11 protein-coding genes are annotated in these 12,764 nt (G+C 73.1%); all 11 read right to left on the bottom strand.

Features of this window, described 5'->3' with window-relative positions; translation table 11 throughout:
* Positions 1 to 42: 42 nt before the first annotated feature.
* On the bottom strand, positions 43 to 345 hold the full coding sequence (locus tag OG559_RS20815) for a YggT family protein (RefSeq protein ID WP_161690198.1): 303 nt from the start codon (positions 343 to 345) through the stop codon (positions 43 to 45).
* Positions 346 to 374: 29 nt separating this feature from the next.
* Complete coding sequence (locus tag OG559_RS20810; RefSeq protein WP_405106118.1) at positions 375 to 1,091, bottom strand: cell division protein SepF; 717 nt, start codon at positions 1,089 to 1,091, stop codon at positions 375 to 377.
* A 186-nt stretch (positions 1,092 to 1,277) separates the two neighbouring features.
* Positions 1,278 to 2,024 (bottom strand): YggS family pyridoxal phosphate-dependent enzyme, encoded by a 747-nt coding sequence (locus OG559_RS20805; protein ID WP_405106116.1) that lies wholly within the window; start codon positions 2,022 to 2,024, stop codon positions 1,278 to 1,280.
* 9 nt (positions 2,025 to 2,033) lie between these two features.
* On the bottom strand, positions 2,034 to 3,149 hold the full coding sequence (gene ftsZ / locus OG559_RS20800; RefSeq protein WP_387023476.1) for a cell division protein FtsZ: 1,116 nt from the start codon (positions 3,147 to 3,149) through the stop codon (positions 2,034 to 2,036).
* Positions 3,150 to 3,424: 275 nt separating this feature from the next.
* Positions 3,425 to 4,207: a cell division protein FtsQ/DivIB gene (locus OG559_RS20795; protein WP_405116830.1), complete on the bottom strand. Its 783-nt coding sequence runs from the start codon at positions 4,205 to 4,207 to the stop codon at positions 3,425 to 3,427.
* Between the two features lie 32 nt (positions 4,208 to 4,239).
* Positions 4,240 to 5,709 (bottom strand): UDP-N-acetylmuramate--L-alanine ligase, encoded by a 1,470-nt coding sequence (gene murC / locus OG559_RS20790; protein WP_405106113.1) that lies wholly within the window; start codon positions 5,707 to 5,709, stop codon positions 4,240 to 4,242.
* 142 nt (positions 5,710 to 5,851) lie between these two features.
* Entirely contained in the window at positions 5,852 to 6,958 is a 1,107-nt protein-coding gene (murG, locus tag OG559_RS20785) for an undecaprenyldiphospho-muramoylpentapeptide beta-N-acetylglucosaminyltransferase (protein ID WP_405106111.1), read from the bottom strand.
* Positions 6,958 to 8,496 carry an FtsW/RodA/SpoVE family cell cycle protein gene (locus tag OG559_RS20780; protein ID WP_405106110.1) on the bottom strand — a complete coding sequence of 513 codons (1,539 nt, stop codon included), beginning with the start codon at positions 8,494 to 8,496 and terminating at the stop codon, positions 6,958 to 6,960. The genes murG and OG559_RS20780 overlap by 1 nt, the downstream gene beginning before the upstream one ends.
* A gap of 130 nt (positions 8,497 to 8,626) precedes the next feature.
* Positions 8,627 to 9,763, bottom strand: coding sequence for a phospho-N-acetylmuramoyl-pentapeptide-transferase (mraY, locus tag OG559_RS20775; RefSeq protein ID WP_405106108.1), 1,137 nt, complete (start codon positions 9,761 to 9,763; stop codon positions 8,627 to 8,629).
* Positions 9,760 to 11,160 carry a UDP-N-acetylmuramoyl-tripeptide--D-alanyl-D-alanine ligase gene (gene murF, locus OG559_RS20770; RefSeq protein ID WP_405106106.1) on the bottom strand — a complete coding sequence of 467 codons (1,401 nt, stop codon included), beginning with the start codon at positions 11,158 to 11,160 and terminating at the stop codon, positions 9,760 to 9,762. Before murF ends, mraY begins: the two co-directional genes overlap by 4 nt.
* Positions 11,157 to 12,719 carry a UDP-N-acetylmuramoyl-L-alanyl-D-glutamate--2,6-diaminopimelate ligase gene (locus OG559_RS20765; RefSeq protein WP_405106104.1) on the bottom strand — a complete coding sequence of 521 codons (1,563 nt, stop codon included), beginning with the start codon at positions 12,717 to 12,719 and terminating at the stop codon, positions 11,157 to 11,159. The genes murF and OG559_RS20765 overlap by 4 nt, the downstream gene beginning before the upstream one ends.
* Positions 12,720 to 12,764: the final 45 nt, after the last annotated feature.

Genomic DNA, 12,764 nt, shown 5'->3' with positions numbered 1-12,764 from the left:
CGGGTCAGTTGCGGCCGCGTAGCGGGCTGGGCCTGCGGGTGTTCACCACCCGCGGATCAGCCGCTTCAACACGAACTCCATCAGCACGAACAGGATAACCAGGAGCACAAGGGAGGCCAGGTCGATGCTCACGGTACCAATGCGCAGCGGAGGGATCACACGCCTCAACGCCTTCAGAGGCGGATCAGTGACGCTCCACACGGATTCCAGTCCCGCCGTCGCCCCCCGCCCCGGCTGCCAGCGGCGGCCGTAGGCGAGCACCGCGCTGAGGACAAACCGGGCCAGAAGAATGATCAGGAAGACATACAGAATCAGGTACAGGACTTGCAGCAGGATCGACAACACAGCAGGCGACGTCCCTCGGTCGGCCGGGGCTAACTCAGGCTGAAGAACCCGCCCTCGGCAATCTTGGCCTTGTCCTCTGCGGTGACCTGGACGTTGGCCGGTGAGAGCAGAAACACCCGGTTGGTCACGCGCTCGATCGTACCGCGCAGGCCGAACGCCAACCCGGCGGCGAAGTCGACCAGTCGGCGGGCATCCGCCTCGTCCATCTCGGTGAGGTTGATGATCACCGGAACGCCGTCGCGGAAGTGCTCCCCGATCGTGCGGGCCTCACGGTACGTGGTCGGGTGCAGCGTGGTGATCTGGTACCGCTGCTCCTCCTCGGCCGGCACCGCCCGCTCCCGGGCCTGCCCCTGCGGGGCCAGTGCCAGGTTGTCCCGGGTGTGATAGCTCAACGTGCCCGAGCCGTCGCCGGCGGAGTTGCGGGTGATCGACCGGACGCTGGACCGGTCGGCACGCTCGCGCTCGCGCTCGACCCGCTCCGGACGGTCGGACTCGGCCCGGTCGGTGTCCAGCGCGCGGCTCGCGGAGCGTTCGGTCAGCCGGCCCCGCTCCCCGGCCCGGGGTCGGGGAGCCGGCGGCTCGTCGGCCTCGTCGTCCTCGTCGTCGGCGAACTCCTCCGCGTACCGGCCCTGCCGGTAACGCGACTCGCGGTAGCCACCCTTTTCGTAGCCACCGTCGTCGTAGGCCCGCTCGTCGTCCTCCTCGACCAGACCGAGCCAGACCCCCGCCTTGCGCAGTGCACCCATCCCGCGCCCTTCCGTCCGCCGTGCGGCACGCGCCCCCGTGCCGTGTCGCTTCTCGCGGGTGGACAACTGCCCACCGGACCGGAACGGCAATCCCCGGCCCGTGATTCGCGTTCACGGGCCCGGCCCCCTGGCAACGGGACGCCGCTCCTGAAACAACACTGATGTAATTTGCTTCTCGCGGTCAGGCTACCGCAGCGTGGAACGCATTCCGAGCAACGCGCTGCCGACGCGGACATGTGTCGCGCCATACCCGATCGCGGTTTCCAGGTCGCCGCTCATTCCGGCGGAGAGCATGACCGCCTCCGGGTGGGCGGCCCGGAACTCCCGCGCCACCTCGGCCAGCCGGGCGAACGCCCGCTCCGGCTCCCAGCCCAGCGGGGCCACCGCCATCAGCCCGGCCAGCCGCAGCCCGTCCGCGCGGGCCACCGCCTCGGCCACCGGGTGCAGTCCGGCGTCCGGGTCGGCGGAGCCCGGCAGCGCGCCGCCGCGGGTCGGGTCGCCGTCGATGCTGACCTGGATCAGCGCGTCGAGGGGCCGATCCCGGTCGGCCACCGCCGCAGCGCCCAGCGCCCGGGCCAGCCGGGCGCTGTCGACCGACTGGACGACGTCGGCGTACCTGACCACCGAACGGCACTTGTTGCGCTGCAACTGCCCGATGAAGTGCCACCGCGGCCTCGCCCCGGCGGCGGCCACCTCGGCGGCCTTGCCGGCCGCCTCCTGGTCCCGGTTCTCCCCCACCTCGGTCACCCCGAGCCCGGCCAGGGCCAGCACGTCGGAGGCCGGGTACGTCTTGGTGACCGCGACCATGGTGACCTCGGACCGGGCCCGCCCGGCGACCGCGCAGGCGTCGGCGATCCGGGCCTGGACCTGAGCCAACCCGGCCGCCAGCTCGGCCTGGCGGTCCGGGAGCACGGTCGGCTTCGCGTCGGTCATGGCCGCCGGTCAGGATCCGTTCTTGAGGAAGTCCGGCACGTCCACGTCGTCGAAGAGCACGCGACGCGGCGACTGGGTGGGCGCCGGCATGGTGGTCTGCGGCGTGGCCGGCGGGGTGGGCTGGGTCGGCTGGTTCTGGTTGGTCTTGCGGCTCGGCTCGACCGCCTTGTACGCCGGGGTGCCGCCGTCGAAGCCGGCGGCGATCACGGTGACCCGCACCTCGTCGCCGAGCGCGTCGTCGATGACCGCGCCGAAGATGATGTTGGCGTCCGGGTGGGCCGCGTCGGTGACCAGCTGGGCCGCGTCGTTGATCTCGAACAGGCCCAGGTCGGAGCCGCCGGCGATGGAGAGCAGCACGCCACGCGCGCCGTCCATGCTCTGCTCGAGCAGCGGGCTCGAGATGGCCGCCTCGGCCGCCTCGACCGCGCGGTTCTCCCCGCGCGCGCTGCCGATGCCCATCAGGGCGCTGCCCGCGCCGCTCATCACGCTCTTGACGTCGGCGAAGTCCAGGTTGATCAGACCCGGAGTGGTGATCAGGTCGGTGATGCCCTGGACACCGGAGAGGAGAACCTGGTCGGCGGTGCGGAACGCGTCCATCATGCTGATGTTGCGGTCGCCGAGCGCCAGCAGCCGGTCGTTCGGGATGACGATCAGCGTGTCGCACTGGTTGCGCAGTTCGTCTATTCCCGCCTCGGCCTGCACCTGGCGGCGCTTGCCCTCGAACGAGAAGGGCCGGGTGACCACGCCGATGGTCAGCGCGCCGAGCTTGCGGGCGATGTTCGCCACCACCGGCGCTCCGCCGGTGCCGGTGCCGCCGCCCTCGCCGCAGGTCACGAAGACCATGTCGGCGCCCTTGAGCACCTCCTCGATCTCGTCGCGGTGATCCTCGGCGGCGTTCTTACCCACGTCCGGGTTGGCGCCCGCGCCGAGCCCGCGGGTCAGCTCGCGGCCGACGTCCAGCTTCACGTCGGCGTCGCTCATCAGCAGCGCCTGCGCGTCGGTGTTGATCGCGATGAACTCGACGCCCTTGAGCCCAACCTCGATCATCCGGTTGACGGCGTTGACGCCGCCGCCCCCGATGCCGACGACCTTGATGACCGCCAGGTAGTTGTGCGGAGGTGTCATCTCCGGTCCTTTCCCTTCGAGATTGGCATGGGCCGACCCCACACGGCTTGGCCAGACCAGCGTCGACATCAGCTTGTCCCTGCGAGGCCGAGCTGAACCCTCACCCTCTACTAGAGGCTTACAGTTATGTCAACTACTGATCCTCTTCGGGGCAACGTAAGCGGCCTCACGCCCGGAGCCAAGGACCCGCCCGGCGTGTCGCCGTCCGGAGAGGGCCACGCCTCACTTCCGCCGCCCACCAGCCACCCCCGGACCAGGGACCACTGACCGGCCGGTCATTTGAAGGTGACCACGTCCGGAGCGCTGACGTCGATGGTGTCGGCCTCACGACCGAGCAGGGCCGTGGCCACCCGGGCCTTGTCCGCGCCCCGGGTGGCGTCCCCCCAGACCACGGTCCGGTCGCCGCGCAGCCGCAGGCTGATCCGGGCCAGCCCCTCCACGGTCACCTCCACCAGTTGCCCGCGGAGCTGGGGAGTGAGCACGCCCAGCACCTCCAACCCGGCCCGGGTGCCGGGGTCCTCCGGGCCCGGCCGGCCGACCCGCACCACCGGCAGGCCGTCCGGCTGCCGCGGCAGGGACCGGAAGACCACCCCGGAGCGGTCGACCACCGCGAACGCGCCGCCCTGTGGCACCGCCGCCACGGGCGTCCGCTCCACCACCCGCACCACCAGCGTGCCCGGCCAGTCCCGGGTGACCGTCGCCCGCTCCACCGGGGCCAACGTGCCGATCCGCCGGCCGGTGCCGGCCAGGTCAACCCGGGCCAGCGGAAAGTCGTCCGGCACTGCGGCGGCCTCACGGACCTGCACCTCGCTGACCAGTTCGGCGCCCTCCACCCGGACCTCACGCACCCCGAGCAGGCCGGTGCCGAAGACCGTCCAGCCCACCAGCGCGGCCAGGGCGAACACCCCGGCGGCCACCGCCCAGGGCAGCGCCGCGCGCATCCGGCGCTGCCGGGCCCGGGCCATGAACCGCCGGGTGGACGGCGGCACCGCGTCGGTGCCGGCCCGGACCAGCTGCCAGCGGCGCACCGGCCCCCGCCGACCCCCGCCCGGGTCCACGCCGGCGGTACGGCCGCGCGCCGGACCGGGGCTCATCCGGCGGTGGCCGCCGAGCCGTCCGGGTCGACGGCGGCGGCGTCACCGGAGCGGGCCGACAGGGCGTCCAGGAGCTGGTCGCCCATTAGCGAGATCGGCGGCGCGCCCATGGTCACCACCACGTCGCCGGGGCGGGCCCGGCGGACCACCTCCACCGGCGCGTCGTCCCAGGAGTCCACGAAGACCTTCCGGTCGGCCGGCAGCGGCACGGCCTCGACCAGCGCGGCCGAGCCCTCACCCGGCTGGCGCAGCTCGCCCGGCCCGAAGACCTCCAGCAGCACCAGCTCGTCGGCGATGCCCAGCGCCGCGGCGATCTCCGCCTGGAGGTCCCGGGTCCGGTAGAGCCGGTACGGCTGGAACACCACGATCACCCGCCCGTCGCCGGCCACCTCACGCAACGTCTGCAACGCCAGGGTCATCGACGTCGGGTGGTAGGCGTACTCGTCGTAGACCAGCACGCCGTCGGCCACACCCTTGCGCTCGAAGCGCCGCCGCACCCCCGGGAACGCGCCGAGCGCGGCCTCCGCCGCCTCGACCGGCAACCCCAGCAGGTACGCGGTCAGCACCGCCGAGGCGCTGTTGAGCCCCATGTGCCGCCCCGGCACCGGCAGCCGGATCTCGCCCAACGAACGGCCGTCCACCTCGGCCAGGTAGCGCACCCCCTGGGCGGACGAGACGATGTCACTCAGCCGCAGGTCGGCGTCGGACGCCTCGCCGTACGTGTGCACCCGGCGGCCCTCGGCCCGCAGCGTCTCGGCCAGCCGCCGCCCGCCCGGGTCGTCGGCGCAGGTGACGATGAACCCGTCGGGGTCGGTGAGCCGGGCGAACTCGGCGAACGCCGCCTCCAGGGTGGCCAGGTCGCCGTAGGTGTTGAGGTGGTCCGCCTCGATGTTCGTGATGACCGAGACGTACGGGCGGTAGATCAGGAACGAGCGGTCGCTCTCGTCCGCCTCGACCACGAAGTGTTCGCCGGTGCCGTGGTGCGCCCCGGAGCCGACCTCGGAGATCTCCCCGCCGATGACGAAGGACGGATCGACGCCGGCCTGCTGAAGCACCATCGTCACCATCGAGGTGGTGGTGGTCTTGCCGTGGGTGCCGGCCACCGCCACGGTCCGCCGGCCGGTCATCGCCGCGGCCAGGGCCTCGGAGCGGTGCAGCACCCGCAGCCCGCGCCGACGCGCCTCCACCATCTCCAGGTGGTCCTGCGGGATCGCCGAGGAGTAGACCACGGTGTCGACGCCGTCGAGGTTGGACACCTCATGACGGGAGTGGATGGTCCCGCCGAGGGCGCGCAGCCCGGCCAGCGACGGCCAGTCCCGCAGTTCGCTGCCGGAGACCGGCAGGCCCCGGGTGAGGAAGAGCCGGGCCAGCCCGCTCATTCCGACCCCGCCGACCCCGATCAGGTGGATCCGGCCCAGGTCCTCGGCGGTCAGTGTGCCGGCCGGGGTGAACTGCGCGGTCTTCATGACGGGTACCTTCCGGTATCGACGGTCCTCACGCTCACGGTGCCGACTCTGTTCGCGACTGCGGGGCTCGCAAGCTCACTCCTCACGCTCACCGTGCCACCTCTGTTCGCGACTGCGGGGCTCGCAAGCTCACTCCTCGCACTCACTTGGCCACCGCCTCGTAGACGAAGTTCAGCAGCGCCTCGTCGCCGTCGCGCCGCCCGTAGGCCGACGCGGCGGCGCCCATCGCGGCGAGCCGGTGCGGGTCGCGGATCAGCGGGATGACGGTGCGCTCCACCCAGGCCGGGGTCAGCTCGGCGTCGTCGACGAGCAGACCGCCGCCCGCCTCCACCACGGGCAGCGCGTTGCGCTTCTGCTCCTGGTTGCTGTGCGGGTACGGCACGTAGACGGTGGGCAGGCCGATCGCCGCGACCTCGGCGCAGGTCATCGCCCCGCCCCGGCCGAGCATCAGGTCTGCTGCCGCGTAGCCGATCTCCATCTGGGACAGGTACGGCAGGGTCACGTACGGCACCGGCAGGTCGGTGGGGATCGGCACCGGCTCATTGCGGGCGCCCATCACGTGCAGCACCTGCACCCCGTGCCGGGCCAACTCCTTCGCCGCCCCGGCCACCGCGAGGTTGATCGAGCGGGCGCCCTGCGAACCGCCGGCGACGAAGAGCACCGGCAGGTCGGGGCGGAGTCCGAAGTGGGCGCGGGCGGCGGCGGCGTTGGCGGCCCGGTCCAGCCCCGCGATGCCCCGGCGCAGCGGCACGCCGACGACCCGGGCGTCGCGCAGCGCCTCGGCCTGCGCCGGCTGGTGCGGGAAGCCCACGGCCACGTTGTCGGTGAACTTCATGCCGAGCCGGTTGGCCACCCCCGGCGGCACGTTGACCTCGTGGATGACGATCGGAAGCTCGCGTCGCCAGGCGGCGAGGTAGCCGGGCACCGAGACGTACCCGCCGAAGCCCACGACCACATCGGCCCGGACCTCGTCGATCACCTTGCCCGCCGCGCGGGCCGCCTTCCACATCCGGTCCGGGGTGCGGACCAGGCTCATGTTCACCGACCGGGGAAGCTGGTACGCCGGGATCTGCCGCAGGTCGTAGCCGGCCGGCGGGATCAGCTCGTTCTCCAGGCCCTTCGGTGTGCCGAGGCAGGTGATCCGGACGCCCGGGTCGTGTCGGCGCAGGCAGTCGGCGAAGGCGAGCAGCGGGTAGATGTGGCCACCCGTGCCGCCTCCGCAGAGCACCACCGAACGCAGCGGACCCATCAGCGTCTCCTCTCGCTCGCCGTCCCGCCGCGGGCCCGGTCGGGCCGGGCGCCGCGGGATGCGGCCTGGTCGTCCTCGCGCCGCGCCCGGGACCGGGGTACGGACCCACGGTCCGGCGGCGGCGCCGGACGGCGGCGCCGGCCGGGAAGCGGCGGCAACGGGGCCCAGAGTAGTCGGACCCATCGGGCGGGCGGACGGGCATGCAGGGCTCGGGCCGCATCGGGTTCCGCGCGGGCGAACGAGGCCAGCATCCCGATCGCCGCCAGGGTCACCACCAGGGCGCTTCCGCCGTCGGAGATGAACGGCAGCGGCACGCCGGTCAGTGGCATCAGGCCGGTGACCCCGCCGATGTTGATGACGGCCTGGCCGACCAGCCAGGCGGTCACGCCGGCGGCGGCGAGGCGGCGGAACGGGTCCTCCACCCGGCGGGCGATCCGCAGCCCGCTGTACGCGAGCACGGCGAAGAGCACCAGGACCACGGTGCAGCCGACCACGCCCAGTTCCTCCGCGACGATCGCAAAGATGAAGTCGTTGTGGGCCTCGGGGAGCCAGCCGAACTTGAAGCTGCTCTGCCCCAGGCCGACGCCGAACCAGCCGCCGTTGCCGATCGCGTAGCGGGCCTGGATGAGCTGGTAGCAGTTGTCCAGTTGCAGTTCCATGCAGGTCTGCGGGGAGGGCGGGTCGAGCCACACGGTGAGCCGGCCCAGCCGGTAGTTGTCGGCGTCCCGGGAGCCGGAGCCGGCGCCGAGCGAGGCCGCGGCGACCAGCAGGCCGATGCCGGCCAGGCCGATCGCGGAGAGCGCGGCGAAAATCCAGGCCCGCACGCCGGCCGCCCAGAGCAGACCGACGACCAGCGCCAGCAGGCAGAGCATGCTGCCCAGGTCGTTGTAGCCGACCAGCACGAACAGCAGGCCGACCACCGGGAAGAACGGGGTGGCCAGCTCCTTCCACCAGCCGAGCCGGGCGCCCTTGCGGGCCAGCACGTGTGCGCCCCACAGCACGAGCGCGAACTTCGCCAGCTCGGAGGGCTGGAGCTGGATGCCGCCGAGGCCGAGCGAGAGCAGGTCCGCCTCCAGCGGGCCGACCCGCGCGATGCCGAAGAACGAGTCCAGGGCCGTGAGGAGGTTCAGCAGCAGCAGCAGCGTCACTGCGACGCCGAGGGCGATCCGGGCGATCGAGCGGTAGGTGCTCGCCGGCAGCCGCTGGCAGACCCAGAACGCCAGCACGCCAATCACCGCGAAGATCGCCTGCTTCGTGGCGTCGGCGAAGGCGTTGCCCTCCTCCGCGTAGCTCTTCACGCTGGTAGCCGAGAAGACCATGGTCAGGCCGATCACCAGCAGCAGGCCGGCGCTGGAGATCAGCAGGTAGTACGAGGCCAGCGGCCGGGCCAGCAGGCCACGCAGCGCCGCCAGCCCGCCTGCGGCGTCCAGGCCGAACCCCGGCGCCGGGCCCGGCGGATCGGCGGTGCGCCCACCCCCCGCCGCCTGCCTCGGAGACGTGTCGGTTGTCGTCGTGCCGGTACCTCGGTCCTCCCCCACCCGCCCATCATGGCGAATGCGACCGGCCCGTTCCCGCCGAACGCCGTGGTCGGCGTGTCGGACCGGCGAAAAGGAGGGCCCCCTGCTATCGCAGGGGGCCCTCCGGACGGCTCAGGAGCCGCGGGGCGGCTCAGCCCATCGCGGCCAGGAAGTCGCTGTAGAACAGCCCCAGCGCGATGGCCACGCCGATCCCGGCGATGATCCAGAATCGGACCACGATGTTGACCTCGCTCCAGCCGGCGAGTTCGAAGTGGTGCTGCAGGGGCGACATCCGGAACACCCGCTTGCCGGTGGTGCGGAACGAGATGATCTGGATGACCACCGACATCGTGATGATCACGAACAGCCCGCCGATGATGGGCAGCAGCATGATGGTCCGGGTGGACATCGCCATGCCGGCGATCAGGCCGCCCAGGCCCAGCGCCCCGGTGTCACCCATGAAGATCCGGGCCGGCGAGGTGTTCCACCACAGGAAGCCGACGCAGGCCCCGGCCGCCGCCCCGGCGATCAGCGCGATCTCCAGCGGATCCCGGACGGTGTAGCAGTAGTTGTTCGGGTTCGCCGTGTACGCCGGGTCGGCGCACCAGTGCCGGTACTGCCAGAACGCGATCAGCGCGTACGCCGCGAGGACCATCACCGACGCGCCGGTGGCCAGGCCGTCGAGGCCGTCGGTGAGGTTCACGCCGTTGGTCGCCGCCATCACCACGAAGATGAAGATGACCACCGCGCCGATCTTGCTGACCTCCAGGACAGGGATGTCCCGGATGAAGCTCAGCGTGCTGGCGCCCACCGTCTCGGTGTTGGTGGCCGCGCCGCTGGCGTCGGTCATGCTGCTCGGGAAGTACAGCGCGACGACGCCGAAGAGCGCGCCGACCAGGATCTGACCGGCCAGCTTGCCCCGCTTGTTGAGCCCGCCGCTGTTCCGCTTGCGGACCTTGAGGAAGTCGTCGATGAAGCCGACCGCGCCGGAGAAGACCATCAGGCCCAGCAGGAACAGCGCGGTGATGGTCGGCTCGACCTGGGCGATCTGCGCGTCCGGCAGGGTGGTCAGGGCCAGGTGCCCCGCGACGTACGCGATGACCGTGGCCAGGATGAAGACCACGCCGCCCATCGTCGGCGTGCCCTTCTTGCCCTCGTTGCTGGCAAGCCCGAGGTTCGATCGGATCGGCTGGCCGGCCTTCAGCCGGGCGAACACCTTGATCGCGATCGGGGTGCAGAACAGCGAGACGAGGAACGCCACCCCGATGGCGATGATCACTGCCCTCATGCGGCGGCCCCCTCGTCCGTGGCGTCGACGCGCAGCGCGTCGGCCACCTCCCAGGTGCGGTACCGGGAGCCCTTCACCAGGACGACATCACCCGGTCGTAGTTCGCCCCGCAGCATCTCGACGGCCGCCGCCTGATCGGTGAGCAGCACCGACTCTCCTCCCCAGTCCTCTACCGCTGTCGCGCCCTCATGGATCGGCGCCGCCGGCTCGCCCACCACGAGCAGCCGGTCCACCCCCAGCCCGGCCGTGAGCCGGCCGACCTCCAGATGTCCGTCCCGTTCGTACGGCCCCAGCTCGGCCATGTAGCCGAGCACCGCGAGCGTGCGCCCCCCGCCGCGCATGCCGGCCAGCGCCCGCAGCGCCACCGCCATCGACGCTGGGTTCGCGTTGTACGAATCGTCAATCACCGTCACACCGTCGGGCCGCTCGAAGACGTCCATCCGACGGGTGGAAACCAGACCCAGCTCGCCCAGCGCGGCGGCCAGCTCGGTCAACGACATGCCCAGCTCCCGGGCCACCGCGGCGGCGGCCAGCGAGTTGGAGACCTGGTGCCGGCCGGTCAGCCCGAGCCGCACCGGCGCGCTCCCCTCCGGCGTCACCAGGGTGTACGACGCCCGGCCCCGCCCGTCCAGGGTGACGTCCATGGCCCGGACGTCGGCGTGCGCGGCCTCGCCGTAGCGGACCACCCGGGCCCGGGTACGCCCGGCCATCGCGTCGACGAGCGGGTCGTCGGCGTTGAGCACGGCCAGCCCGTCGGCCGGCAGCGACTCGACCAGCTCCCCCTTGGCCAGCGCGATGTTCTCCACCGAGCCGAACTCGCCGAGGTGCGCCACGCCGACGTTGAGCACCACGGAGATCCGGGGCGGCACCACCTCGCACAGGTAGCGCACGTGCCCCACCCCCCGGGCGCCCTTCTCCAGCACCAGGAACCGGGTGTCCGGATCGGCCCGCAACGCCGTCCACGGGTGCCCCAGCTCGTTGTTGAACGACCCGGGCGGGGCCACCGTGGGGCCGAGCCGGACGGTGAGCTGGGCGATCAGGTCCTTCGTGGTGGTCTTGCCGGACGAGCCGGTCAACCCGATCACGGTCAGCTCGGGCAGCCGGTCCACCACGGCCCGGGCCAGCCGGCCCAGCGCGTCCAGGGCGTCGGCGACCAGCACCATCGGCACCCCGGGCACCTCCCGGGTGCCGAGCACCGCGACCGCGCCGGCCTCGACGGCCGCGGCGGCGTAGTCGTGGCCGTCGACCTGCTCCCCGGGGAACGCCACGAACAGTGTCCCGGCGGACACCTTGCGTGAGTCGAACTCGACCGGGCCGGTCACCCGGGCGGCCGGGTCGACGGCGAGCAGCCGGCCGTCGACCGCCCCGGCCACCTCGGCCAGCGTCAGCGGGATCACCGCTGACCCGCCAGGTCACCGAAGCGGGCGCGCAGCGCGTCGGCCAACTCGGTCCGGTCGTCGAACGGCAGCACCTCGCCCCCGACCTCCTGCCCGCGCTCGTGGCCCTTGCCGAGCACGGCCACCACGTCGCCCGGGGCGGCCAGCCGGACCGCCTCGTCGATCGCCGCCCGGCGGCCGGCCACCTCGACGATCCGGGCCGGGGTCCCGGCACCGTACGCCCCGGCCAGCACCTCCGCCCGGATCGCGCCCGGGTCCTCGGTGCGCGGGTTGTCGTCGGTCACCAGCACCATGTCGGCCCCCTGCGCGGCGGCGGCGCCCATCGCCGGCCGCTTGCCCCGGTCCCGGTCGCCGCCGGCGCCGATGACGCAGATCAGCCGCCCGGCGCTCAGCTCGCGCAGCGCGGCCAGGGCGGCCACGATCGCGTCGGTCTTGTGCGCGTAGTCGACCACCCCACGCACCGGGCCGGCCGTGGAGACCAGCTCCAGCCGGCCGGGGACCCCGCCGCAGGCGGCCACCCCGGCGGCGGCGGTCTCCGCGTCCACCCCGGCGGCGACCAGCACGGCGATGGCCAGCAGGGCGTTGGCCACGTTGTGCCGCCCGGGCAGCGCCACCCCGGCCGGCACGGTCAGCCCGTCGGGGCCGTGCGCGGTGAACCGCTGGGCGTAGCCCTCGCCGTCGACGTCGCCGGCGTACCAGGTGGCGGTCGGGTCGCCGGCGGCCGAGTAGCTGACCGTGGCGGGCTTGAACAGCGGGCGCAGGGCCGGGTCGTCGTGGTTGAGCACCTCGACCGCGCAGCGCCCGTCGAACAGCTGGGCCTTCGCGGCGAAGTAGTCCGCCGAGTCGGCGTGGAAGTCCAGGTGGTCGGAGCCGAAGTTGGTGTACCCGCCGACGGTGAACCGCACCCCGCCGACCCGGCCCATCGCCAGGGCGTGGCTGGAGACCTCCATGACCAGCGCGGTCACCCCGCGCTCCCGGGCGGCGGCGAGCATGGCGTGCAGGTCGGTGGCCTCCGGGGTGGTCCGCACACTCTCGATTGCCAGGTCGCCCAGCCGGGTCTCCACCGTGCCGATCAGCCCGGTCACGTGGCCGGCGGCGCGCAGCCCCGACTCGACGAGGTAGGCGGTGGAGGTCTTGCCGGCCGTGCCGGTGATCCCGATGACGGTCAGCCCGGCGGTGGGGTCGCCGTAGACGGCGGAGGCGAGGGCGCCGAGCACCGCGCGGGGGTCGGGCACGATCAGCGCGGGCAGGCCCGCCGCGGCCACCGCCGGGGCGCCGGCCGGGTCGGTCAGGGCGGCCACCGCGCCCGCCGCCGCCGCGCCTTCGGCGAACTCCGCTCCGTGGCGGCGGGCGCCGGGCAGCGCGGCGTACAGGTCGCCGGGGCGGACCTCCTGGCTGGCGTGGGTCACCCCGGTCACCGTGACGTCGGCGGCGCCTGACGGCGGCTCGACGGCGAGCCGGTCGGCGAGATCGCCGAGCCGGAGTCCGGTCACGGTACGGGGGCGTGGATTGCCGGGCACGGCGTCAGACCCTACCCGGTCGCGCGGCCCCGACCGCACAGCCGCCCCGGTGGTTCGTCCCCACTCACCGATGATGTCCCCCCG

Source organism: Micromonospora sp. NBC_01405, from assembly GCF_045040155.1.
Taxonomy (GTDB): domain Bacteria; phylum Actinomycetota; class Actinomycetes; order Mycobacteriales; family Micromonosporaceae; genus Micromonospora.
This window is presented reverse-complemented; position numbering and strand designations above follow the sequence as displayed.

Bases quoted from the DNA above. Each gene is read 5' to 3' on its own strand.
- OG559_RS20810 (WP_405106118.1), bottom strand. From the start codon at position 1,091: ATGGGTGCACTGCGCAAGGCGGGGGTCTGGCTCGGTCTGGTCGAGGAG.
- OG559_RS20805 (WP_405106116.1), bottom strand. From the start codon at position 2,024: ATGACCGACGCGAAGCCGACCGTGCTCCCGGACCGCCAGGCCGAGCTG.
- ftsZ (WP_387023476.1), bottom strand. From the start codon at position 3,149: ATGACACCTCCGCACAACTACCTGGCGGTCATCAAGGTCGTCGGCATC.
- murC (WP_405106113.1), bottom strand. From the start codon at position 5,709: ATGAAGACCGCGCAGTTCACCCCGGCCGGCACACTGACCGCCGAGGAC.
- murG (WP_405106111.1), bottom strand. From the start codon at position 6,958: ATGGGTCCGCTGCGTTCGGTGGTGCTCTGCGGAGGCGGCACGGGTGGC.
- mraY (WP_405106108.1), bottom strand. From the start codon at position 9,763: ATGAGGGCAGTGATCATCGCCATCGGGGTGGCGTTCCTCGTCTCGCTG.